22 protein-coding genes and 1 pseudogene are annotated in these 24522 nt (G+C 28.7%); 4 read left to right on the forward strand and 19 right to left on the reverse strand.

Annotated features, from left to right (window positions below):
- Positions 1-317 precede the first annotated feature (317 nt).
- On the forward strand, positions 318-497 hold the full coding sequence (locus A7L45_RS12985) for a hypothetical protein (RefSeq protein ID WP_071613173.1): 180 nt from the start codon (positions 318-320) through the stop codon (positions 495-497).
- Positions 498-582: 85 nt separating this feature from the next.
- On the opposite strand, the gene A7L45_RS12990 is transcribed toward A7L45_RS12985, so the two are convergent.
- From A7L45_RS12990 to miaB, 7 genes are all read right to left on the reverse strand, one after another.
- On the reverse strand, positions 583-1452 hold the full coding sequence (locus tag A7L45_RS12990) for a polysaccharide deacetylase family protein (protein WP_071613174.1): 870 nt from the start codon (positions 1450-1452) through the stop codon (positions 583-585).
- 216 nt (positions 1453-1668) lie between these two features.
- Positions 1669-2565: an MYG1 family protein gene (locus A7L45_RS12995; RefSeq protein ID WP_207647735.1), complete on the reverse strand. Its 897-nt coding sequence runs from the start codon at positions 2563-2565 to the stop codon at positions 1669-1671.
- 236 nt (positions 2566-2801) lie between these two features.
- On the reverse strand, positions 2802-3035 hold the full coding sequence (gene hfq / locus A7L45_RS13000; RefSeq protein WP_071613176.1) for an RNA chaperone Hfq: 234 nt from the start codon (positions 3033-3035) through the stop codon (positions 2802-2804).
- Between the two features lie 51 nt (positions 3036-3086).
- Positions 3087-4019: a tRNA (adenosine(37)-N6)-dimethylallyltransferase MiaA gene (miaA, locus tag A7L45_RS13005; RefSeq protein ID WP_071613177.1), complete on the reverse strand. Its 933-nt coding sequence runs from the start codon at positions 4017-4019 to the stop codon at positions 3087-3089.
- Positions 4020-4032: 13 nt separating this feature from the next.
- Complete coding sequence (gene mutL, locus A7L45_RS13010) at positions 4033-6006, reverse strand: DNA mismatch repair endonuclease MutL (protein WP_084647461.1); 1974 nt, start codon at positions 6004-6006, stop codon at positions 4033-4035.
- A gap of 41 nt (positions 6007-6047) precedes the next feature.
- On the reverse strand, positions 6048-8741 hold the full coding sequence (gene mutS, locus A7L45_RS13015) for a DNA mismatch repair protein MutS (RefSeq protein WP_076605252.1): 2694 nt from the start codon (positions 8739-8741) through the stop codon (positions 6048-6050).
- A gap of 112 nt (positions 8742-8853) precedes the next feature.
- Positions 8854-10179 (reverse strand): tRNA (N6-isopentenyl adenosine(37)-C2)-methylthiotransferase MiaB, encoded by a 1326-nt coding sequence (miaB, locus tag A7L45_RS13020; protein ID WP_071613180.1) that lies wholly within the window; start codon positions 10177-10179, stop codon positions 8854-8856.
- A 288-nt stretch (positions 10180-10467) separates the two neighbouring features.
- On the opposite strand from miaB, the gene A7L45_RS23250 reads away from it, so the two are divergent.
- Together A7L45_RS23250 and A7L45_RS13025 are read left to right on the forward strand one after the other, a co-directional pair.
- On the forward strand, positions 10468-10629 hold the full coding sequence (locus tag A7L45_RS23250) for a hypothetical protein (RefSeq protein ID WP_153882472.1): 162 nt from the start codon (positions 10468-10470) through the stop codon (positions 10627-10629).
- A gap of 29 nt (positions 10630-10658) precedes the next feature.
- Complete coding sequence (locus A7L45_RS13025; RefSeq protein WP_071613181.1) at positions 10659-11855, forward strand: pyridoxal phosphate-dependent aminotransferase; 1197 nt, start codon at positions 10659-10661, stop codon at positions 11853-11855.
- Between the two features lie 25 nt (positions 11856-11880).
- Here A7L45_RS13025 and A7L45_RS13030 read toward each other — a convergent pair whose 3' ends face one another.
- The 6 genes and pseudogenes from A7L45_RS13030 to A7L45_RS13055 all read right to left on the reverse strand — a co-directional run bounded on the left by A7L45_RS13030 (position 11881) and on the right by A7L45_RS13055 (position 17672).
- The gene (locus A7L45_RS13030; protein WP_071613182.1) at positions 11881-12771 is read right to left on the reverse strand and encodes a GNAT family N-acetyltransferase; all 891 of its coding nucleotides are present in this window, start codon (positions 12769-12771) and stop codon (positions 11881-11883) included.
- Positions 12772-12984: 213 nt separating this feature from the next.
- Positions 12985-13821, reverse strand: a pseudogene (locus tag A7L45_RS13035) (4-hydroxy-3-methylbut-2-enyl diphosphate reductase); the annotation flags it as partial.
- 27 nt (positions 13822-13848) lie between these two features.
- A complete protein-coding gene (cmk, locus tag A7L45_RS13040) occupies positions 13849-14502 on the reverse strand; it encodes a (d)CMP kinase (protein WP_071613184.1) in 654 nt (217 codons plus the stop codon).
- 43 nt (positions 14503-14545) lie between these two features.
- Positions 14546-15772, reverse strand: a complete 1227-nt coding sequence (locus A7L45_RS13045) for a BaiN/RdsA family NAD(P)/FAD-dependent oxidoreductase (RefSeq protein ID WP_071613185.1) — start codon at positions 15770-15772, stop codon at positions 14546-14548.
- Positions 15773-15913: 141 nt separating this feature from the next.
- Positions 15914-16792, reverse strand: coding sequence for a MurR/RpiR family transcriptional regulator (locus A7L45_RS13050; protein WP_071614974.1), 879 nt, complete (start codon positions 16790-16792; stop codon positions 15914-15916).
- 169 nt (positions 16793-16961) lie between these two features.
- Entirely contained in the window at positions 16962-17672 is a 711-nt protein-coding gene (locus tag A7L45_RS13055) for a pseudouridine synthase (RefSeq protein WP_071613186.1), read from the reverse strand.
- A gap of 397 nt (positions 17673-18069) precedes the next feature.
- Between A7L45_RS13055 and A7L45_RS13060 the strand changes: the two genes are divergently transcribed.
- Positions 18070-19170, forward strand: a complete 1101-nt coding sequence (locus A7L45_RS13060; protein ID WP_071613187.1) for an iron-containing alcohol dehydrogenase family protein — start codon at positions 18070-18072, stop codon at positions 19168-19170.
- Between the two features lie 84 nt (positions 19171-19254).
- On the opposite strand, the gene msrA is transcribed toward A7L45_RS13060, so the two are convergent.
- From msrA to A7L45_RS13090, 6 genes are all read right to left on the reverse strand, one after another.
- On the reverse strand, positions 19255-19734 hold the full coding sequence (gene msrA, locus A7L45_RS13065) for a peptide-methionine (S)-S-oxide reductase MsrA (RefSeq protein WP_071613188.1): 480 nt from the start codon (positions 19732-19734) through the stop codon (positions 19255-19257).
- 65 nt (positions 19735-19799) lie between these two features.
- Positions 19800-20129, reverse strand: a complete 330-nt coding sequence (locus A7L45_RS13070; RefSeq protein WP_071613189.1) for a single-stranded DNA-binding protein — start codon at positions 20127-20129, stop codon at positions 19800-19802.
- Positions 20130-20384: 255 nt separating this feature from the next.
- On the reverse strand, positions 20385-21680 hold the full coding sequence (uvsE, locus tag A7L45_RS13075) for a UV DNA damage repair endonuclease UvsE (protein WP_224616930.1): 1296 nt from the start codon (positions 21678-21680) through the stop codon (positions 20385-20387).
- A gap of 220 nt (positions 21681-21900) precedes the next feature.
- The gene (locus A7L45_RS13080; protein WP_084647462.1) at positions 21901-22878 is read right to left on the reverse strand and encodes a tyrosine-type recombinase/integrase; all 978 of its coding nucleotides are present in this window, start codon (positions 22876-22878) and stop codon (positions 21901-21903) included.
- A 91-nt stretch (positions 22879-22969) separates the two neighbouring features.
- Positions 22970-23230, reverse strand: a complete 261-nt coding sequence (locus tag A7L45_RS13085; RefSeq protein WP_071613191.1) for an HPr family phosphocarrier protein — start codon at positions 23228-23230, stop codon at positions 22970-22972.
- A 101-nt stretch (positions 23231-23331) separates the two neighbouring features.
- Positions 23332-24522 carry a pyridoxal phosphate-dependent aminotransferase gene (locus tag A7L45_RS13090; protein ID WP_071613192.1) on the reverse strand — a complete coding sequence of 397 codons (1191 nt, stop codon included), beginning with the start codon at positions 24520-24522 and terminating at the stop codon, positions 23332-23334.

The raw sequence follows: 24522 nt of genomic DNA on the forward strand, positions 1-24522 counted from the left end.
ACAAACCGTTTCCAATTATATTACCTTCACATTGATGCTATCGAACATTCTTTAAAATGAAACAACATTCAATTCATGGTAATTATGGTATAATTAAATATATCTTTATTTGATTTCTGATATTGCATTTAAATATTTAAATGATGGAAAAGTAAAAACTACTTCAGGTTGACTGGGATCAACAGGTTCAATACTTGATAAGGAAGGTTATAAAAGTTTTGGCAGCAGCTGTGGGATGTTGGGAGTGGTTATGTTTTTAGTATAGCTGCAGATATAACTTATACAATTTAATGGAATGGATAGAAAGGAGGATTGATATGGAAATTAACCTTTTAAGAATTTTTTTTACACTTGTTAACATTGCTATATTAGTTGCATTTATAATAGGAATATATAAAGCAATACAAAGTTTTAAAGATTTTGTTAATAGAAGTAAGAGTATGGAGAAGAAGATAGATATTATTTTAGACAAATTAGAAAATAAAAAAGATAATTAATATTCAAAGTTGCATATAAGAGGAGTCATTTATAGTCTCCTCTCATAATTGCAAATGTTCTTTTAGTGTTAATAAGTTGAGTGCTTTAATCTATTCTAGGATTAGAAATTTTACTTTTAAATACTTTCGTACTATCTGAAGCACTTATCCATACCCTATGTAATGAAAATATACCATTCTTTTTAGATGACCAGCCCTTTTCAGTGGTGAAAGCCATTTTGTAACCAGCTTCTTTCAATGATTCAATTGCACTTTTGTTGTACCCACCATAAGGATATGCAAAGAAATTTATTGTTTTATTTAATGTTTTTTCAAGATATTTTTTAGATTGATTTAACGTTTTTAGTTGGTTATCCTTAGAAATTAATTTTAAATTATCATGATGTACAGTATGGCTTTCTATATCTATACCAGATTTGTCCATTTCAATAAGTTGTTTAGATGTTAGCATGTTGCTATGTACATCAGTAAGAGAAGTAATAACAAAAATTGTTGCTTTAAATTTATATTTTTTTAGGATAGGAAACATAGCAGTATAATTATTATCATATCCATCATCAAAAGTAATTACTACTGATTTTCTAGGTATTGGGGTATTATTCATAAGATACTCATACAAATTTGTAAGTGTTATAGTATAATAACCATTATCCTTTAAATATTTCATTTGCTCCTCAAATTTTTTAATCGGAATACAAATGGGATTACCTTTTTCATAGCTAATTGAATGGTACTCTAGAACTGGGATACTCTTACCATAAGGTTTAATATCAGTAGTATTATCAAACCCAGGTATTGCAGCGCTTTCAATTGGTTTAGCTTTAATTACAGGTGCAGCTACAACAGTTGGTTTAACAGGGTTTGTTTGTTTTATTGTAGTAGTTGTAGCTCTTGAACACCCAACGATAGAGAGTATAAAAATAAAGATAAATATTAAAGATAATTTCTTTTTCATAGCAATCTACTCCTTTTTACTATATTTTCATTAAATAGCATAATTCAATATCCGTTACTTATTATATAATATTTTATAAATATATACAATTCAATATTTAAGACATAAAACGTCATTATTTAGACATAAAAAGATGTTAAAGTAGCTCTTAATTAATTATTATATAAAAAACGAACCCAATAACACTTAATTGTTATTGGGTTCATTATATAAATTTTAAATTGATAATTTTGCTATTTTTAGAGCACTCGTGAGGCTTTTAGTTGATGCTATGAACCCTGCCTTGTGACAAAAGATAGCATCATCTATTTTTATTATTGAATTTATCTCCTCACTTGATTTTCCTCTAATTGACTCAACTAAATCTTTTCTTGCTTCAAAAGTCCCTGAAGTTTTCTTTACGGTTTGGATCTTATACTCCGCGTTATTATCCCCAGGCGAAATAACAAACAATACCTCACTGTTTATATCTATTTTAAATAGCTGCTGAAGCCAAGGGCAACCATTTTTCAAAACCATTATTTCATTAACCTCTCTATTTTCAAAACCCTTATTTACTATATCTCTCGCTTTTATAACAGAAACTTGTCTACTTATTATTCGTTTTATAACAACAATTGCAAATCCTACCGCTTCTTCAAATGCATCATCTTTGGATGAGTCATCATCCCATGTAGGATTAAAATTTTGTATAATATCACTTATTGAAGTTACTTTAAATTCCGATTTAGAATCTATGCCATTATCTATAGCATCAATTCCCTGCACTAAAGTTTTATCAATATAATCAAAAATTGATATTATATCATCTTCATCAAACTCGGAATTAAACTTTTGTATTACTCTAGAACCGAACTCTCTCCAAACTAGGCCTGACGCGGCATATGGAATATTATTTTCTCTTATTTCTTTATCTAACTGATGGTGATCAAATTCCCCAAGAGATATGTCATAAACAAAATCTAATTTTTTAAGTACCTCTTCATCCCTTGTTCTGATTACCTTTATATCTCCTAATAATAATCTAAGTATAGCTGTAGCCATAACATCATCCGCATGAAATTTGCCACTATGTGTTCCTAAAGTTTTAATATTATTTTCATTTATCATCATTTACCTCTTTCATATTTAATATTTATAGTATGAATAACCATTTTAAAAAATAAAGCCTCAAGCTAGTTTACTCTAACCTTAGGCCTTTAACGACATTTCAGAAGGAAAGTCTCCCACTTCTATAAGTGGGAATTAACTATCTTAGCAGAAATAAAACTTCAGTGGGAGTATAACTCTCCTTCTGAAGTCGTTAATATGCAGCTCCGCAGGAGATGATTAAATAACATACTATAACTTTAAATCTCTTCACTCCCTAGTAATATTGGATTAAGTGGAGTTATCGTAGAAATAGCATGTTTATATACCATCATTTGTTTCTCGTCGCAGTTTAATACTACAGTGAACGTATCAAACCCAGTTATATTTCCCTTTAATTGAAAACCATTTATCAGATACAAAGTAACTTGCATTTTAGTCTTTCTTGCCTCATTTAAAAATATATCTTGCAGATTATTAGTAAATTTGCTCACAAATATTCCTCCACAATTGTATTTTAATTTTATAAAAAGCACTCATTAATACTAATTCAAAAGGATTAATTTACTCTTTATGTAGTCTACAATCTCATCATCACTACTAAAATCATCTTTATTAATCCAGTTTACTCTTGGATCTTTTCTAAACCAAGTAAGTTGCCTTTTAGCATAATTTCTACTTCCTTGTTTAATCTTCTCTACAGCCTCATTTAAGGATATTTCATCATTTAAGTAATATAATATCTCTTTGTAACCTATACCCTTCATTGACTGCATATCTGCATTATAGCCCATTTTCTTTAATTTTATAACTTCATCAACTAAATTATTTTTCATCATAATATCTACGCGTAAATTTATCCTATTATATAATTTCTGTCTATCCATATTTAATACAAAATAATGTACATTATAAGGAATATCCAAAATGTCTTGCTCCTTTGCAAACTCACTCATAGGTTTACCACTGACCTTGTATACTTCTAAAGCTCTAATAACTCTTTTCAAATCATTAGGATATAGTTTATTGTATGTTTTTTCATCAATGTCTCTAAGTAAGTTATGGACATATTCTTTCCCATTTTCTTCTGCAAGTTTTGTAAGATACTCTCTGTATGAGTCATCTTTATTTGTATCAGCAAAACTGTAATTATAAATTAAAGAATTTATATAAAACCCAGTTCCACCAACGAGCATTGGGAGTTTATTTTTGTCAGTTATATCGCAAATGGCCTTCTCTGATCTTTCTTTAAAATCGGCTACACTAAAAGCAACACTTGGCTCTATTATATCCAATAAATGATGAGGAATTCCCCTCATCTCCTCAAATGAAATCTTAGCAGATCCAACATCCATATATTTATATATTTGCATTGAATCAGCTGATATAATCTCCCCATTTAGCTCTTGTGCAAGTTTTATAGATATTTCTGTTTTGCCAATACCTGTAGGCCCTGCTAAAATAAATAAATCTTTCATATTTTCACCTTTTCTATTGTATTCTTTTAAACTTTTTTTCTAATTCATTAAGTGTAATTTTTATTATTGTAGGTCTTCCATGTGGACAAGTAAAAGGTTCATCAATGTATCTTAGATCATTAATTAATTTATTCATTTCTAAATCTGATAACAGATTATTAGCCTTTACAGCTGCTTTACATGCAAGCGTTGCTATACGAGTATATTTAATTTGTATTGTTTCACCACTACCCATATTTTTTAAGTTATCTAATATCTCATTAAAAAGATTTTTAATATCTGGTTTTCCGAGTATTATAGGAACTTCCTTTATACTAATTGTATTTTCTCCAAATTCAATAATATTAAAACCAGTATTATTAAACACAACTACATTTTCACTATAATAAGCATAATCATCCACGCTTAGTTCTATTACAGTTGGTACTAATAAAATTTGAGACACCACCTGGGCGTTTTTAATTTCTTTTTTATATGTCTCAAATAATACTTTTTCATGAGCTGCATGTTGATCAATTAAGTAAAGTTCATTATATGCCTCACCAATTATATAAGTTTTATTAAATTGTCCTATAATTCGAAGTTCCGGAAACTTTGAAATTCTAGATACTTCGTTTGATGTTGTGATTTCACCCGTCTCCTGATTAATATTACCACTTTCTTTGACATTTTCACTTGTGCTTTGCACTCCACTTGCAAATTTACTGCCTGAATTACTTGTAACTTTTGGAAGGCTTGAATGAGCATAAGAAGATTCCATAAAACTAGAAGCTTCATTTTCATTGTTTTGCCTTTTATATTTAAAGTCTATTGGAATTTGAACACTCTTTTCCAGTTCTTCTTTGACTTTTTCATCTATAATTATTCTATTAAAATCATAAACATCTTTTTTTATGGTGTTTTTTTCAACTTCTTTTGCACTATTATTTTCATTCTCATTTCTTTTTTCATTATTATCATTATTTTTATTATCATCTTCTGTAACATCAAAATTGCCTCTTAGACTATCAGCAATGGCTGTATGAACTGCATCAAAAACGAACTTAAATATTGCTTTATCTTCTTGAAATTTAATTTCAGTTTTCTGTGGATGAACATTTATATCTATATATTCCGGGAAAATGTCTAAGAATATAACAAAGAACGGAAATTTATTAATAGTCAAAAAAGATTTAAAAGCATTTTCCACCGCAGCTGTAATTAAACCACTTTTAATATACCTTTTGTTAACAAAAATACTTTGCCTATTACGGCTTCCACGACTTATCAAAGCATTACCAATATACCCATGTACGGACATTACGTCATTATACTTTTCAAAGCTCGTAATATTATCCGCAACCTCTTTGCCATATATGTATCTAATGGTGTCACGAGGCTGCGTAGAACTAAAAGTAGAAAATACCTTTTTATCATTATTTGACAATTTAAAAGAAATCTCATTATTAGCCAGGGCAAGTCTTCCTAAAATATCCGATATTAAAGCTGATTCTCTTTGTGGTGATTTTAGAAACTTTTGTCTTGCTGGTACATTAAAAAACAAGTCCTTAACTTCTATTGTTGTCCCAACATTACATCCAACTTCTTTAATATATAGTACATCACTCGATGACTGAGATATTTCCATGCCAAATGGGGACTCTTTTGTTCTACTATTCAATAACGTCCGAGATACTGAAGCAATACTCGGTAATGCTTCTCCCCTAAACCCTAATGAATGTATTTTATATATGTCTTCAACATATTTTATTTTACTAGTAGCATGAGGTAAAAAAGCTTTTTCTATATCATCCACATGAATACCCGAGCCATCATCAATTACTTTTATATTTTTTTGACCGCCCTCTAATATTTCTATAGTAATATTTTTAGCACCTGCATCTATACTATTTTCAACTAATTCCTTTACTACAGATGATGGCCGTTCTACCACCTCACCTGCAGCAATTTTATTCGAAGTTTCAACTTCTAATATATTAATTCTCATAATAAATCACATCCTTTGCTACTCTTATAATAACTCAGAAATCATGATAACAACTTTGCCCTGTTAACTAATTCATATAACTTATTAAAACCATCCATAGGTGTTAGATTAAGAATATTTATATTTTTAATTTCTTTTAATATATTATCTTTTTCTATATCTGTAAAGCTTATTTGAGTAACCTCATCTTGCACTATATCAGCTTCATAAGTTACAGCTGATTCTTTCTGCACAATATTTTCTTCATTAACTTTGCCGCTTGACTTAATAGATTTATCCATTTTTTCAGGTTTCTTGTTAATAAAGTTAATTTCCGTACTAGCATTGTTTTTTTCTAGTGAAGTTAGGATCTCGTTCGCTCTATTTATTACACCTTTTGGTAATCCTGCAAGTTTAGCTACCTCAATACCATAGGACTCATCAGCTCCTCCAGGTACAATCTTCCTTAAAAATACAATTTCATTTTCAATTTTCTTCACGGCTACAGAATAATTTTTAACACCCTTAATTATTCCTTCTAGTTTTGTTAACTCGTGATAATGCGTTGCAAATAAAGTTTTACTCCTTAAATTAGTATTTTTACAAATGTACTCAATTACTGACCAAGCTATACTTAGACCATCATAAGTACTTGTACCTCTGCCTACCTCATCAAGTAAAACTAAGCTTTTATTGGTTGCATTTTTTAATATATTTGATACTTCCCACATTTCTACCATAAAGGTACTTTTGCCTGCAGCAAGATCGTCAGATGCTCCTATTCTTGTAAAGATTTTATCACAGATTGGTATGTCTGCAGACGCACAAGGAACAAAACTTCCCATTTGAGCCATTATAGTTATTAAGGCTACTTGACGCATATATGTAGATTTACCTGCCATATTAGGCCCTGTTATTAATAATAATTGGTTATCCTTTTCATCCATATATGTATCATTCTCAATAAAAGTATTCGTAGGCATCATTTTCTCAACTACAGGGTGTCTTCCGCCGATTATGTTTAAAATCCCCTTTTTATTTATCTTAGGCCTGGTATAATTGTTTTCTAGAGCGATTGAAGCAAGTGAACTTAAACAATCTATTTCTGATATTAGCTTCGCTGTGTTTTTCATTCTTTCTATATGTTTTTCAATTTCTTCTCGTATACCTGTAAATATCTCATATTCTATATTTACTAGCTTATCTTGTGCACCAAGAATCTTATCTTCCATTTCCTTAAGTTCAGGCGTAATATATCTTTCTGCATTAGATAAGGTTTGTTTTCTTATATATCTACCCTCTGGAATAGATGGAATATTTAATTTAGTTACTTCAATATAATAACCAAACACTCTGTTGTACCCAACTTTTAGTGATTTTATTCCAGTTATTCTTTTTTCATCACTTTCTAAGGTAGCAATCCATTCCTTACCATGAGCCTTAGCAAGCCTTAACTCATCTATTTCGCCATTAAAACCTTCCTTGATAATATTTCCTTCTTTAATGGAAATAGCTGGGCTGTTTATAATAGACTTCTCTAATATGTTATGTATATCTTGCAAATCATCCAATTCTAAATATATCTTATTCATTAATTTACTATTTAACACTGATATAATTGATTTTACTTTTGGTATTTTTTCTATAGAGTTTTTTAGAGAAATAAGTTCTTTGGCATTGACGTTTTTCGAAGAAATTTTCCCAACTAACCTTTCTATATCATATATATCAACAAGTACATCTTTTAAATCTTCATGGGTCGTTGTATTATTCTTAATTTCTTCTACAGCCTCTAATCTTTCATCTATCATCTTTTTGTTTATTAAAGGTTGATCCAGCCACTTGCGTAGTCTTCTAGCTCCCATCGCAGTATTAGTTCTATCTAATACCCATAATAAAGAACCTTTCTTAGTTTTATCTCTTAAAGTTTCTGTTAGCTCTAAGTTTCTCCTAGAATTTACATCTAAACTTACATAATCTAAAATATCATAATATTCTAAAGTATCTATATGAGAAAGCGATTTTTTTTGTGTATCTATAATATAGCTAAGTAACCCTGAAATACTACTTAGTAAAGTTTGTGAGAAAGTTTTCTCACTATAATTATGAAATTGATTTTTTATTATCTTATCATTTTTAATAATAAAAAAGTCATTTGGGTATGCAGAATAAGACACGTTAAATCTTTCTTTTATAACATTTAGTATTTCATCAGCTATATCCTCTGAGACAATAATTTCTTTTGGTGTAAACTTTGAAATTTCATCTAATATGGTAACAATGTTAAGTTTCGTCTCAGTACAAGTAAATTCACCTGTTGATACATCACAAAAACATAAACCACAAAAATCAGTCTCTTTATTAATGTATATGCTCATAATATAATTATTTTTAGTTTCTTCTAAAAACCCAGAATCAGTGTAAGTTCCTGGAGTGATTATTTTAATTACTTCTCTTTTAACGATCCCCTTAGCGAGCGCTGGGTCTTCTACTTGTTCGCATATAGCAACCTTATATCCTTTTGCAATTAGCCTTCCTACATATATATTTGCTGCATGATGTGGTATTCCGCACATAGGTGCTCTTTTTTCAAGCCCACAATCACGCCCTGTAAGCACAAGTTCGAGTTCTTTTGCTGCAAGCTGTGCATCATCAAAAAACATTTCATAAAAATCACCTAACCTAAAAAATAAAATGCAATCCTTACATGTTTCCTTTACTTCAAAATATTGTATCATCATTGGAGTTAATGCCATTGCCATTCCCCTTTGCTTTTCTCTGTGATTATAAAAATTGCCTTATGCAAATAATTAAATCTTTCTAAATAATCACAGATATTAAATTAGTTACTATAATTTATTTATTAGTTTATATTTCTTCACCAAAAAGTGAAAAAGAATGTGAATCTGTTATTAACACTGATACAAGATCGCCGGCAACATTGCCATTTCCCTCGAAGTTCACTACTTTCCCATTTCTAGTTCTACCAGTCAATTTACTTTCATCTTTTTTACTATAACCCTCGACTAGTACCTCTACAATTTTCCCTACGCATGCTTTGTTTTTTTCTGCACAATTTCTATTAACAACTTCTACTAATCTATTAAACCTCTCATGCTTAACGTCCTCTGGTACTTGATCTAGCATTTCATCTGCTGGTGTTCCCTTTCTTTTAGAGTAAAGGTAAGTAAACGCTAAATTAAATTTAACCTCTTCCATTAAGCTTAGAGTCTCTGCAAAATCTTCCTCGGTTTCTCCTGGAAATCCAACTATTATATCAGTAGTTATTCCTACATTAGGTATTGTATTTCTAATGTTTTTTACTAACTCCAAATATTGCTCTCTATCATAATGTCTATTCATTTTATTTAGAAGATTAGATGAGCCTGATTGTACTGGTAAATGAACATGTTCACAAATCTTATCACTTTCTGCAATAACTTCTATTACTTCATTAGATAAATCCTTTGGGTGAGACGTCATAAATCTTAATCTCTCCAAATTTTCAATTTTATTAATTTTACGAAGTAACTGAGCAAAATTTATTTCAGGAGTTAATCCCTTTCCATAAGAGTTAACATTTTGACCAAGTAAGGTTATTTCTTTATACCCTTGTCCAACCATAGCTGTTATTTCATTAATGATATCTTCGGGATTTCGACTACGTTCGCGTCCTCTTACATAAGGCACTATGCAATAAGTACAAAAATTGTTGCAACCATACATGATTGTAACAAAACCTTTTAAAGTATTTTCCCTTTCTATTGGAATTCCTTCTATAATATTTTCTTCCTTGTCCCAAATTTCAACAATAGATGATTCTCCGCTCTGTATTCTTTTTAAATACTCTGGAAATTTATATGCATTATGAGTTCCAATAATAATATCTACAAATGGGAATTTAGTAATTATATGTTTTGCCATACCATCTTGCTGCATCATACATCCAATAACTGCAATTACAAGCTTTGGATTCTCTTTTTTCATTGTTTTTAAAGCCCCAATATTTCCATCAACCTTTTGTTCTGCGTTCTCTCTAACACAACAAGTATTAAATATAATTATATCAGCAGATCCCTTATCCAATGTTTTTTTATACCCCGCTGGTATTAGCATACCGGATAATTTTTCTGAATCTTCCTCATTCATTTGACATCCCCATGTTTCTATATAGTATTTAATTGTTTCATTCATTAGTTCATTCTCCTTTATAAAAAAATATCACTATCTATCATTATATATAATTTATAAACTTTTTTAAAGTCATTTTTACTAATTGGATATAATTAATCATAAATTTATTTTGCTTTAAATATATGATTAAATCAGAATAGAATATTAATTGATAATTATGTGTTATAATATATCAAATAATATGCATGTTATTACGTGTTTTTAATTATGTAAATGTCTCTATTACTTGTTTTTTTTCTTAATAAATTTCAGCTTTTAGGATAACCTACCTAAAAGGGGTGATTTAATATGTATGATGCAAAAAAGAATGAAAACATTAAGGATAGACATATGCAGTTTAATTGTATAGGAGATAGAAGTTATTTTTGTATGTGTAATCATAACAACAATATGATAAATATAAAAGCATCCTCTTCTCCTGTCGAAATCATTGTAAAAGAGTTTAGTTAGTTTTTTAATTTGGGATGGGGGGAAATATTATGAATTTATCTAATAGATTGGAATCAATGCAATTTTCAACAATTCGTAAACTAGCACCTTTTGCGGAAGATGCAAAAAAAAGAGGAGTAAGTGTATATCATCTTAACATAGGTCAACCTGATATACACACTCCATCTACATTTATGGAAGGAATCAATAACTTTACAGACAAAGTGCTCAAGTATGAAAATTCCCAAGGAATGGATCCATTAATTGAAAGTTTTATAAAGTATTATCTCGAGTGGAATATAAAACTCTCTAAAAGTGAAATACTAGTAACTAATGGAGGTTCTGAAGCCATTCTTTTCGCTTTTATGGCTATTTGTGACCCAGGTGACGAAATTATAATTCCTGAACCATTTTATACAAATTACAATGGGCTTGCCGATTTAGCTTCAGTTAAAGTCATTCCATTTATCACCAAAGCTGAAGACGGTTTTCATTTACCTAGCAAAGATGAGATTACAAGCAAGATTACAAAGAAAACTAGAGCAATAATGGTATCAAATCCTGGAAATCCTACAGGAGTAGTATATACTCAGGCCGAAATAAGAATGCTTGCAGATATTGTTAAAGAAAATGATATTTTTTTAATATCTGATGAAGTATATAGAGAATTTGTTTATGATGATTTAAAATATACTTCTGCTTTATACATGAAAGATATCGAGGATAAAATAATATTGATTGATAGTATATCTAAGCGTTACAGTGCCTGTGGTGCTAGAATTGGCTTAGTTGCATCAAAGCACAAACATCTTATGGCCCAGATGATTAAATTAGGTCAATCTAGATTATGCGTACCTGTTATAGAACAAGTAGCTGCTGCAAACCTAATTAACACTCCTAAATCATATTTTACAGAGGTAAAAAAAGAATATGAGGAAAGAAGAAATATTTTATACAAATACTTATTAAAAATACCAGGTGTCGTGTGTGAGAAACCAACTGGAGCATTTTATATAGTGGCCAAGCTTCCTGTAAAAAGTGCTGAAGATTTTGCTAAATGGTTATTAACAGATTTTAATTATAATAATAAGACTGTTATGGTTGCACCTGCGCAAGGTTTCTATGCAACGAAGGGACTTGGAATAAACGAAATTAGATTATCATATTGTTTAAATACTACCGCACTAAAAGATGCTATGGAGATTCTGGGTATAGCAATCAAGAAATATGTTGAATTAAATAATTAAGAATACGAAAGTGGATAGATGTACATCATCTATCCACTTTCGTATTTTTAAGTTTTAGTTTTTGCCATGTATAAAATTCTTTTTTAATCCTAAACCCTATAGAGCTATATAAGTTGAATGCAACAATATTATCTGCATCAACACGAAGTGACACTTTAGAAAAATTGTTATCCATAGCTATATTTAGCAAATATTCTAAAAGTACTTTCCCATATCCTAAACTTCTATATTTCCCTATTATACCGAAATTTACTATTATAGATGATTTCTCTTCAACTATAATCTGACCATAACCAATAGGTTCATTATTGCATTTAATGAATATTGCACCTTTGTCAAAATAATAGTCTTGTTCCTCATCATAATATATATCTTCTATATCTATTGGAATTCTGTCATCATTTTTAAATATTTCATTTTGTAATAAACAACGTAATTTTTCATCTTTATTTCTTTTTACTATAGAAAAAGTAATTTCACTGGTCACAAAGGTATTAAAATGTTCAGAGCACTGTTTTTCGAGTTCCCGAAATCCTTTAGTCCTGCTAAATCCTAACTTACTTAAAATATCAATACTTACTTTGTTGTCTTCGCATTCATAAGTTAGTAAACTATTATTTATAACTGATCCAATTAAATTTTTATAAAAATAAATCAAATCACCATTTTTTATTACGTTCATTGAGTTTATGCAGCTATGATATTTATTTTGCTTCTCAAACCATATATATCCTATATAATTATTGTCTTCTATTAGTAGATTTACATTCTTTCTCATAAATAATTTTTGAATAATATTACTGTTATCATACAGAGCAAAAAAATCTTTATTTGATAAACTAAAGTTAGTATTAAATTTATTGATTTCACGAAAATTATCAATGTTTTTTAAAGTTAGACCTATCGACTTATACATTTAGCTTTACTCCATTAATTTTTATTTTTTAATAAGTTTATATTTTTGTCTCCCTACATTAGTACTATTAAATTATATTATTATTTTTAATTTAGTATTCTGTAATTTCTAAAAATAGATGCACATTTTCTAAGACCTTTATGAATAACTTATTTCGGGCTACAAATCGTAAAGAAACGTGTATACATAATTTTATGCTACACGTTTCTTCTAATTCATTTTTGAGATAGCTTCTTTAATAATCCAATCCGGTGTTGATGCCCCTGCTGTTACCCCTATTTTCTTAACATTTTCATCTTTTATAAATTCATCTGATATATCTAATATGTTTTCTACATGAATTGTATTTTCACAATTTTGTTTGCATATTTCATAAAGCTTTGTAGTATTTGAACTGTTAAATCCACCAATAACAACCATTGCATCAACATTCTTTGAAAGTTCTTCTGCAGATTTTTGGCGCACTTCTGTTGCACTACAAATAGTATTAAATGCAACTATCTCCTTACTAACCTTTATAATTTTAGTTAATACATGTTCCCAAGTAGATTGTCTTTCGGTTGTTTGAGCTACCACGCATACTTTATTTGCGGTAGTTTCAATATCAATACCACTTTTAAGTATTACTGCACAGTCGTTACACCATCCATTAATTCCAATAACTTCAGGATGATTTTTATCTCCTACAATAATTATATGATATCCTAAATCATAATATTTTTTTACCTTCTTATGAATGTTTTCTACATAAGGACATGTCGCATCTACTATATTAAGATTAGTTTTCTTTAAAATATTTAATGTTTCTTCAGATACACCATGGGATCTTATAATAATTGTGTCATTATCCTCTAAACTTGTAATGTCTTCAAGTTCTATTGGATATATTAAATTTTCTTTTAAAAAGTTTACAACATCATTATTATGTATAAGTGGTCCAAGTGTATATATTTTTTTGTCATATTTCCCCTTTATTTCTAAAGCCTTGTCCACTGCCCGTTTAACTCCAAAACAAAAACCAGCTGAATCTGCAAGTGTTATTTCTTTCATTTTTTCACCTCAATAAATAAAGTATTTTTAAATATTTGAATTAATATAAGATACTATTACGTTTACTACTCCATCAATGTCTAAATCAGAAGAATCTATTTCTACAGCGTCTGACGCTTTTGTAAGTGGATTAACCTCTCTATGGGTATCAATAAAATCTCTTTTAATAATATCATTTAAAATAGTATTGTAATCAACTTTTATACCTTTTGACATTAATTCCTCATATCTTCTTTTCGCTCTTTCTTCACTACTAGCAGTTAAATAAAATTTAAAAGGAGCCTCTTTTAATACAACTGTACCAATATCGCGTCCATCCATAATAACATTAAACTTTTTTGCTATGTCTTTTTGTAACTTAACAAGAATTTCTCTAATTTCAGGAACAGCTGCATATTTTGAGACATTGTTACTTATATTTGGCATATTTATCATATTTGTTAAATCTTCATTATTAACATATAAACTATCCTCTACAAAATGCATTTCTAAAGATCCCACTAATTTAACTAAATCGTGAACATTATTTTCTGATATATTTGCATCCATAGCTTTTAATGTAACTGCCCTATACATTGACCCTGTGTTAATATACATTAGATTGAATTTCTTACCTATCATTTTGGCTATTGTACTTTTTCCTGCACCTGCAGGTCCATCTATAGCAATAGAAATTTCCATTATAATTCACCCTCCATCAATTAAAACACTCTTTTAAGTATAATTAGTCTACCCCTACACTATTTCCAGCTAAAAATCCTGTAGATAATGCTATTTGAAGATTATAACCTCCTGTATATGCATCTACATCTATCATTTCGCCTGCAAAATAAAGATTATCTATTAGTTTTGATTTCATTGTAGAAGCATCTATTTGCAAAGTGTCTACCCCACCACTAGTTATAATTGCTTCATCAATTGGGCGAAGCCTCTTAATCGTGAGCGGTAAGTTTTGAAGTAAATTAACTAAAATTTTTCTTTCCTCTTTAGTAACAGAATTCACCTTTTTATCTTCATCAATATTGGACAATTGAATAATTGTATTAATAAGTTTACTAGGGAGTAAATCAGTTAATGAATTTTTAAAATCTTTATTTGCGTACTTTAAGAAATCGCTTTGAATTCGTTTATCAAGTTGAATTTCGCTCAATGCTGGTTTTAGATTAATAAAAGCTTTTAATTTTTCTCCTTCTTTTACATAACAACTTCCGCTTAAGACAATAGGCCCAGAAATTCCATAATGAGTAAAAATCATTTCTCCGAACTCTTTATATATACTCTTATTCTTACTATTTGTAATATTAAGTTCTACATTTTTTAGAGAAAGTCCTTGTAAATCCTTAATCCACTCCTCCTCAAGCTCAATTGGTACAAGTGATGCTTTAGGTTTAATTATATTATGTCCTAAAACCTTAGCATAAGTTAATCCTTCACCTGATGAACCAGTTTGTGGGTATGATAACCCACCAGTACATAATATAATATAATCTCCATATACATTATTTCCAGAAGCAAGTTCAACACCAATAACTTTCTGATTATCTCGAACTATTCTTTTCACTTTTGAATTTAATAACACTTCAACCTTTTTATTCTTTAATTCAATATCAAAAGCTTTTATAATATCTGAAGATTTATCTGACTCAGGAAATACTCTATCCCCTCTTTCAACTTTAAGGTTAACCCCTTGCTCTTTGAAAAAGTTCATAGTATCTTCATTCGTAAAGGAGTATAAAGAACTATATAAAAAGTTAGGATTACATGGTATATTTTCAAAAAAGTCACCAATATCCTTAGCATTTGTAATATTGCATCTCCCCTTACCTGTTATATAAAGTTTCCTTCCTAATCTTTCATTTTTTTCAATGAGAACCACCTCATGTTTTGATGAAGCCGTAACAGCTGCCATCATGCCTGCTGGTCCTCCTCCAATAATAATTACTTTTGCCACACAATCACTCCCTTATAATATTTACATTTAAAATTTATTATAATACAATTAAACTCATTTTCTGTATATGTAAAACACAACCTCAAAAGAGAATCCCAATGAAAGGATTCTCTTCAAACCGTTTGATTAAGAATTTATCTTTCATTCTCTATCCTTATCTTTAAAAGAATAAACTTGATATTCTTCCCATATGTCTTCTAAAGTAGAAAATGTTCTTGAAATTTTTTCTTTTTCTCGTAAACCCACAGCAATAATTAATGCATTTATTACACTAAGTGGTGCTACTAAAGAATCAACAAATGATGCCATATTACTTTGAGCTATTAATGTGTAATCTGCTCTAGTAGCTAATGGAGATAATAAACTATCTGTAATTGCTACAACATTTGCATTCTTACTTTTAGCAAAAGCTAATGCTTCAATTGTTCTTGTTGTATACCTAGGAAACCCTATTCCAATAACTATATCTTGTTCATTAACATAAAGCATCTGCTCAAATATATCGCTGACACCATAAGCAACTACCTTAACATTATCTAAAATAAGATTTAAGTGAAATGCTAAAAATTCTGCAAGCGCTGCCGAACTTCTAAGTCCAATTATGTATATTTTTCTAGCTTCAAATAGTGAATTAACTATATCCTCAAAAGTTTTATGATTAATTTTTTCAAGTGTAGCGCGAATATTTTCCATATCAGCTTTTAATACACCTTTTAATGCATTTTCCTGAGTAATAAAATCATTTGATAATTCAATTCTTTGCACAGTAGTTAATTTATTTTTAATTAATTCTTGAAGAGCTTTCTGTAGTTTAGGATAACCACTAAATCCTAATTCATTAGCAAATCTTACAACAGTAGATTCACTTACCCCTACACTAGTTCCCAATTTAGCTGCTGTCATAAATGCTGCTTTATCGTAGTGTTTTAGAATATATTCTGCTATTAATTTCTGACCTTTACTTAAACGTGAAAATTTAATTTGAATAGTCCTCATCAAATCTTGTTTGCTATCTACCATAATCAACTCAATCCTTCCTATATTAATCCAAATAAATGAAATAAAAATTTCAAAAGATGATAAAATGAATTTTTTATTTCATTTTATCATCTTTTGAAGATATTTTCAACGAATTATTCATTTGTATAATATTTTATTATTCAGATCCATAATATAACGAATTCTTAAATTATAAATTCTTTAAATAATTTATTTCATCAAAAGTTAAGTTTCTCCATTCTCCCTTTTCCATATTTCCGAGTAAAATATTACCAACAGAAATTCTCTTTAATGCAATAACTGGATGACCTATAACCTCACACATTTTTCTAATTTGACGGTTCTTACCCTCATGTATTGTAATTGTAGCCCTACAATTAAATCCGATTCTTTTAGTAATTTCAAAACCGGCCTTAGCGGTAATATATCCATCAATATCCACCCCATTACAGAATGTAGCTATTTCTTCCTCATTTGGGCAGCCTTCAAGTATTGCCATATATACTTTATTAATAGCCTGCCTTGGGTGAATCACCTTATTATAGATATCTCCATCATTAGTCATAATAATTAATCCACATGTATCATAATCTAAACGACCTATAGGATATATTCTTTCTTTTGTCTTTACTAAATCTAAAATAGTCTCTCTACCTTTCTCATCTTTTACAGTAGATACTATCCCTTCTGGTTTATTTAATGCAATGTAAACTTTATTTTCTTCTATATTAATAATTTTATTATCTACCTCTACACTATCTTTTTCAGGGTCAATTTTATTTCCAAGCTCTGAAACTACCAAACTATTTACTTTTACTCTACCTGCAGTAATTATTTCTTCACACTTTCTTCGTGATGCAACACCACATCTTGCCATAAATTTTTGCAAACGTTCTTCCACTATAACACATCCTAATTTTATTTTTAGTTACTATATAAATATAAATTTTCTATTATAAAATTATTTATGTACTCTTTTGTTAAATAATTTTAAGTCAATTTTATAATCTGTTACTAAATAAAAAACATGATTTAAAATTTAAATTGAAATATATATAAATAAGCCTTCATAAAGGATTATATAAGTATATTAATAAAAAATCAATTGCTGATAAATCATTTTTCATTTTACTTTTGTGATGACGATAATACTTGTAATATATTTCCAAGGAAATGAATCTATAAAAATATAATTTAATTCTAATAAACAAAAAAATAAAATATAGATCATAAAATATTTTAACGTTCATAATGTTATAATATATAGAGAATGTAATACTATAAAAGGAGGATATATAATGAATTTTATTAATTACTACATGCCAACAAAAATAATATTAGATAAAGAAGTAATATTAAAAAACAGTAATCTATTTTCTTCTTATGGAAAAAAAGCTTTGATTGTAACCGGCAAGACCTCATCAATCAAAAACGGTTCATTAAAAGATGTTACTACTGCATTAGAAAAAGAAGGCATTGTCTACGAGGTTTTTAATGATGTAGAAGAAAATCCCTCTTTAGAAACTATAGAGAAAATTGTAAAACTTGGAAGAACACAAAATTCCAATTTTATTATAGGTGTTGGTGGAGGATCTCCCATTGATTCTGCAAAAGCAGCTGGTGTGCTAATAAATAACACAAATACTACAATCCATAATTTATTTGATAGTCCTAGCCTTAAATCTATACCAGTGATTGCAGTACCTACAACAGCTGGAACAGGAACTGAAACAACACCATATGCTATTCTTACAGATAATAAACTAAAAACAAAACATGGCATATGTCAAAAGGTATTTCCTGATTACGCCATGTTAGACGTAAAATATTTAATGTCTTTACCAGATAAAATAACTTTTAATACTTCTATAGATGCATTATCTCACTTAATAGAAGGTTATTTATCTTCCAAATCAAATACAATGAGTGATGCACTAGCTGAAAAAGGCTTGAAATTATTTGGTGAATGTTTAAATATGATAAAAGAAAAAGATTTTACTTATGCTGTTCGAGAAAAATTAATGTTAGCCTCTACCATAGCTGGTATGGTAATTGCACAATCAGGCACATCGCTTCCACATGGAATGGGTTATGCTCTTACATATTTTCATAATATACCACACGGAAAGGCAAACGGAGTGCTTTTAAAATCATATTTACAATTTTCTGAAAATAAACATAGAGTCAGAAAAATTTTATATTTATTAACTATAGAAAATTTAGATGAACTCGGTAATTTTTTAAATGATATGCTTGGAAGCATAGATAATGTAAGTTATAAAGATATATGTTCCTATGCGCAAAGCATGGCATTAAACAAAGATAAATTAAAAAATCATCCCACCCCTGTAGGAAAAGAAGATATACTAAAAATGTACAAAGACTCTTTAAATTTATAAATTTTATTTATCAATAAATAGTAAACAAAACTATTAAAAACAAGGGAGTGTAGATTTTACACAACCTTGTTTTTATGTTTTTTACTAATCGGCGTTTAAATCAATATGACAATATCCTCCCGGATTTTTCTGTAGATATTTTTGGTGATAATCTTCAGCATCATAAAAACAAGAAAGAGGTTGTATCTGAGTAACTATAACCTTATCATATTTACTTTGAATTTTATCTTTTGTGCTTAATATAATATCTAAATCACTTTTATCAGAGTAATAAATACCACTTCTGTACTGACTACCTACATCAGCTCCTTGCCTGTTAATAGCAGTAGGATCTATTATCCCCCAAAACTTATTTAATATTTTTTCGAGTGATACCACCTTTTCATCATAACTTATTAAGCAAGCTTCTGCATGACCAGTATTTCCCATGCAAACTTGATCATACGTAGGGTCCTTCTTTATACCATTGGCATACCCCACCTTAGTTTCAACGATACCGTCTATTTTTGACATATAAGCATCTACACCCCAAAAACATCCTCCAGCTACAACTATAGTTTTCATTAAAACACCTCACCTTTTTATTATTACTGTTTATAAATTATACCACAGTCATAATATTATGTAAGTTATACAATTTGCTGCTTATTATCTAAAAATTTAAAATCCTCAGCTACAACTTCTGTACTATATCGTTTATTTCCATCTTTATCTACATAACTACTACTTGAAAGTCTCCCTGTTATAGCAATTCGACTCCCTTTTTTTAAATATTTACATAAAGTTTCTGCCAAACCACTCCATGCGACAATATTGATAAAATCAGCTTCTGCTTTCATATCTTTATGTTGTACCCTATTAATTGCCAATGTAAATCTAGTATAAAACCCTTTTCCTTCATTAAAACTTTTAAGTTCCAAATCTCTTGTTAATCTACCAATGATTGACACAGTATTCATTAATTATCTCCTCTTTTCTTAATAATTTGCATTAGCTAATTAATTGACACTTAATATAATTTTATTTTTACTGTGTAATTAAATAACATTTTAAGATTATTGACAATAAAAATAGTTTCTATACAAACATGTGTTCTTTTTTATATTTTGGTCTTTATAGATTACTTATAAGTTATAAATTTAGTTTAACAAAACTATACCCCTTAACTAAAAAAAGCATATGTAACTATATGCTTTTTAATAATATAAAAATTTTTAGTAATAAAAATAATATGAATTAAGAATATATTCAGCATTATATCTATCACATAGTTTTCTTAAATAAAGCTTCGCCTTCTCCTTATGCTGCATATCCAAGAGAAGTTTTGCAAAATGAACTTTTTCTTTGTCAGTGACATCATCTTTAACATACCCCCAAACATGCTCTGCAGTATTTATAAAGCTTCCATCTTCTACATCAATGTTTATTACTTCATCAATATACTCGTAGAATTCCTTAAGACTACATTTTTCTTTTACCATTTTGCTACATTCCTTATAATACTTATAATTTCTTTCCATCAACACATATTTGTATTTTGCCCATTGTTTTTCCATAATTGTAGAAATCAATTTCTTATTTATATTATTTATGTTATTAATTATGAGATTACATTTTATAGCCGAAACATCTTTATCTTTCACCTCTAGCATAATATCAGGATTAAACTCTTTTATTTCATCATAGTATTCTAAAAATGCTTTCGTCATTATAGTATTTGAATGCGCTCCTACCTGTTTTTGTAAATTTTGCTGACTATAATGAACTTTTACATTACCATCTTTCTCTTTCCATGTTTTTATTACTTTATTCATTATTTCTTTTATAGACTCATCTTTTTGATAGTTACACTCATGATGAAGGTTATCGAATATAACTGGTATACCGATTTTACTGCTCACATAAAGAACATCTTCAATATTAAATATTTTTCCATCATTTTCAATTACAAGTCTATTTTTAACAGAAGATGATAATCTTTTAAAATTCTCAATAAATCTGTTCACAGCTGCATTTTTATCGCCATACCCTCCACCTATATGAAGTATTATTTTATTACTTGAATTCAGACCTAATGAATCTAAAAATTTACTATGATATTCCAAATCTTTAATTGCATTTTCTACAATATCATCTTTCAAAGCGTTGAGTACTGTATATTGTCCTGGATGCATTGAAACTCTCATACCACAATTCTTTACAAATTCGCCTATTTCATTTAATTCATTTTTGAAATAATTGTACCATTCAATTTTATTAATACTATGACTTCCAAGTGGAACTATATCTGAGCTTATTCTAAATAGTTTTATATTAAGTTTCTCATTGTTTTCTAAAATTTTTTTTAACCCTATTATATTTTGTTTTACCACATCTAAAAAAATGTCTTTTGAAAATTTCTTTAGTGTAAGTCCTCTTGATGTTCTTTCATTTATTGTTAATGGTATACATGCATATCCTATTTTCATATTTTCTTCTACTCCTATTTTCTTATACTTATAATTTTTCAATTTATATTAAATTGCACGAAATTCTACATTTAAATGGTTTATAGTTTATGATTATAACAAAATTTAGCCTTTATATGTATACCTAACTCCTATTGCACATTTAAAACGCATCTACGCTTGTTTTAAAGTGAAAATCTAAGTTAAAGATGTAAATGGAAGTCTAATGTTTTTTCTGCTTATACATGGTTATTAGTAGGTATATTTAGTTCCATTATAATAATTAAAATATATCTATTAGATCTCCAGCATTATTTTTCAATTTTTCTACTGAATGAATATATCTATTAGTAGTTGCCAAATTTTTGTGTGCCGCAAAATCTCTAACTTTTTCTACCGTAGCTCCTGCAAGTATTGCGAGTGTTATTGCTGTATGTCTAGTAGAATGAACCCGTAAATCTTTATCTATACCTGCATTTTTACACACCTTTTTTATCATATAATTTAAAGTACTTGCATTTAACTTTTCATTATTTTTCCCATTGGTGGAATGACCAATAAATAAATATTCCTCGCCACTAGTTACCTTATTTCTCTTAGTCAAATTAATATACTCATTAATCATGGTAAGAACATTTTGTTGTAGTTTTACTATATCTTCTTTACCGCCTTTTCTTCTCACCTTTACTACATTATAACCAGTGTATGTAGTAATATGTTTTATTTTAATATTTATAATTTCAGATTTTCTTAGTGCAGTAGTTAACGCAAGCACTAATATTGTTTTATTCCTATGTCCTAATATAGTGGATGTATCTATACTACTTAATAGAATTTTACATTCTTCTTTTGTTAAAAACTCAGTTTCTTTATTATTTATCACTGGTTTTTCTTCCTTGAGATTTCCAAATGGATTATATTCTATTATATGAATACCTGTAGAATTATCTTGGTACTTTAATAACCACTTATACAAAGCGCTTAATGATGATACTTTCCTATTTATAGTTGCAGATGACATGTTTTTATCCATCAATTTCATAATGAAATTTTGTGTATGTAATATATTTACTTTTTTAATATCATCTATGCTAATATCAGAAATAGAACCCACACAGAAAAAGTCTTTTATATCCCGTTCATAACTTTTAGATGTATAGATACTTTTTCTAGATTTAATCTCAAGAAAATATCTTATAAAATTTTCATTATCTAACATTAGATCTGATTTGTAATTAAATCCAATAATTTCATTTTGCATAAATATTCTCCTTTAATATTTTAACTTTTCTATAAATTTTAAAAAGCTGCAAACAGTACGTTAGCAGCTTTTTAAAATTTATAGGTTTTAATTATTCTTCTAAAGAGTTGATTAATTTCACTATTTCTTCTAACGCTAATTTTTCATCAACACCATTTGCAATAACGTTTACAGCTACATTAGATCCAACACCTAATGATAAAATACCTATCAAACTTTTAATATTGGCTTTTTTTCCCATAAATTCTATACCTATATCTGACTTGAAAGAAGCTGCTTTTCTTACTAACAATGTAGCTGGCCTAGCATGCAATCCTTTAGGATTATTAACTATAACTTCCTTTGTTATCAATTTACTTCACCTCAATATCTTATTATTAGTATGCACTAATATAAAACACTTTATATTAGCCCATACCATCATAATATCATTAATAAGTATGTAAATCAATTTTAAATATTACTAACAAAACTTTCTATCCTATCAAGTCCCTGCTTTATATTTTCCATGGAAGTCGCATATGATAATCTAATAAAATTCTCTGCTCCGAATGCTATTCCCGGTATAACTGCAACCTTTTCCTTTTCAAGTAGAAGCTTTGAAAAAGAAATTGAATCCTTTATCACTTTTCCATCGATTAATTTATTAAATATATTACTTATATTCACCATAACATAAAAAGCACCTTCAGGTTCTATGCAAGATAAATTATTAATACTATTTATTCTTTTCACCATATAATTTCTTCTTATTTTAAATTGTTCTATCATACTGTGCATATCATCCTGTTCCCCGCTTAAAGCTTCAACTGATGCATATTGAGCAATTGAATTTGGGTTAGAAGTGGTATGACTTTGTATATTTGACATTAATGCTATGATTTCTTTACTACCCGCTGCATACCCTACTCTCCATCCTGTCATAGCATAAGCCTTAGAAAGACCATTAATTACTATAGTTCTTAAATAAGCATCTTCTGAAAGGCTTGCTATACTAATGTGATCATTAGCTGCATATAGTAGTTTCTCATAAATCTCATCAGATATTATTATTAAGTTATTTATTTTTGCAAACTCAGCAATATTCATAAGTTCTTCCCTTGAATACACTGTTCCTGTAGGATTATTTGGGCTATTTAATATTATTGCTTTAGATTTAGAAGTTATCGCTCTATTAAGATTTGTAATTGTTAACTTAAATTTATTACTTTCCTCTGTTTCGACAAAAACAGGTACCCCATCCGCAAGTTTAACTAATTCTGGATAACTAACCCAATATGGAGCTCCAATTATAACTTCATCTCCTGGGTTTAATATAGCTTGGAAAACATTAGCTAAGCATTGTTTTGCTCCAGTTGAAACTATAATTTGATCTGTTATATAATTTAAACTGTTATCTTTCTTAAGTTTTTTAATTATTGCCTGTTTTAGTTCAATAATACCAGACGCTGCCGTATATTTTGTCATTCCTTCGTTTATTGCTTTTATAGCTGCTTCGCGAATATTCTTCGGTGTATTAAAATCAGGTTCACCAGCACCAAACCCTATTACATCAATACCATCAGCTTTCATTTTTTTTGCTTTTGCAGTTATATCTAATGTTAAAGATGTTGATATTTTACCAGCTTTTTTAGATAATATCAT

The organism is Clostridium estertheticum subsp. estertheticum (assembly GCF_001877035.1).
Taxonomy (GTDB): domain Bacteria; phylum Bacillota; class Clostridia; order Clostridiales; family Clostridiaceae; genus Clostridium_AD; species Clostridium_AD estertheticum.

Coding starts and splice junctions, on each gene's coding strand:
- A7L45_RS12985 (WP_071613173.1), top strand. CDS start 318: ATGGAAATTAACCTTTTAAGAATTTTTTTTACACTTGTTAACATTGCT.
- A7L45_RS12990 (WP_071613174.1), bottom strand. CDS start 1,452: ATGAAAAAGAAATTATCTTTAATATTTATCTTTATTTTTATACTCTCT.
- A7L45_RS12995 (WP_207647735.1), bottom strand. CDS start 2,565: ATGATGATAAATGAAAATAATATTAAAACTTTAGGAACACATAGTGGC.
- miaA (WP_071613177.1), bottom strand. CDS start 4,019: ATGAAAGATTTATTTATTTTAGCAGGGCCTACAGGTATTGGCAAAACA.
- mutL (WP_084647461.1), bottom strand. CDS start 6,006: ATGAGAATTAATATATTAGAAGTTGAAACTTCGAATAAAATTGCTGCA.
- mutS (WP_076605252.1), bottom strand. CDS start 8,741: ATGGCATTAACTCCAATGATGATACAATATTTTGAAGTAAAGGAAACA.
- miaB (WP_071613180.1), bottom strand. CDS start 10,179: ATGAATGAAACAATTAAATACTATATAGAAACATGGGGATGTCAAATG.
- A7L45_RS23250 (WP_153882472.1), top strand. CDS start 10,468: ATGTATGATGCAAAAAAGAATGAAAACATTAAGGATAGACATATGCAG.
- A7L45_RS13025 (WP_071613181.1), top strand. CDS start 10,659: ATGAATTTATCTAATAGATTGGAATCAATGCAATTTTCAACAATTCGT.
- A7L45_RS13030 (WP_071613182.1), bottom strand. CDS start 12,771: ATGTATAAGTCGATAGGTCTAACTTTAAAAAACATTGATAATTTTCGT.
- cmk (WP_071613184.1), bottom strand. CDS start 14,502: ATGGAAATTTCTATTGCTATAGATGGACCTGCAGGTGCAGGAAAAAGT.
- A7L45_RS13050 (WP_071614974.1), bottom strand. CDS start 16,792: ATGGTAGATAGCAAACAAGATTTGATGAGGACTATTCAAATTAAATTT.
- A7L45_RS13060 (WP_071613187.1), top strand. CDS start 18,070: ATGAATTTTATTAATTACTACATGCCAACAAAAATAATATTAGATAAA.
- msrA (WP_071613188.1), bottom strand. CDS start 19,734: ATGAAAACTATAGTTGTAGCTGGAGGATGTTTTTGGGGTGTAGATGCT.
- A7L45_RS13070 (WP_071613189.1), bottom strand. CDS start 20,129: ATGAATACTGTGTCAATCATTGGTAGATTAACAAGAGATTTGGAACTT.
- A7L45_RS13080 (WP_084647462.1), bottom strand. CDS start 22,878: ATGCAAAATGAAATTATTGGATTTAATTACAAATCAGATCTAATGTTA.
- A7L45_RS13090 (WP_071613192.1), bottom strand. CDS start 24,522: ATGATATTATCTAAAAAAGCTGGTAAAATATCAACATCTTTAACATTA.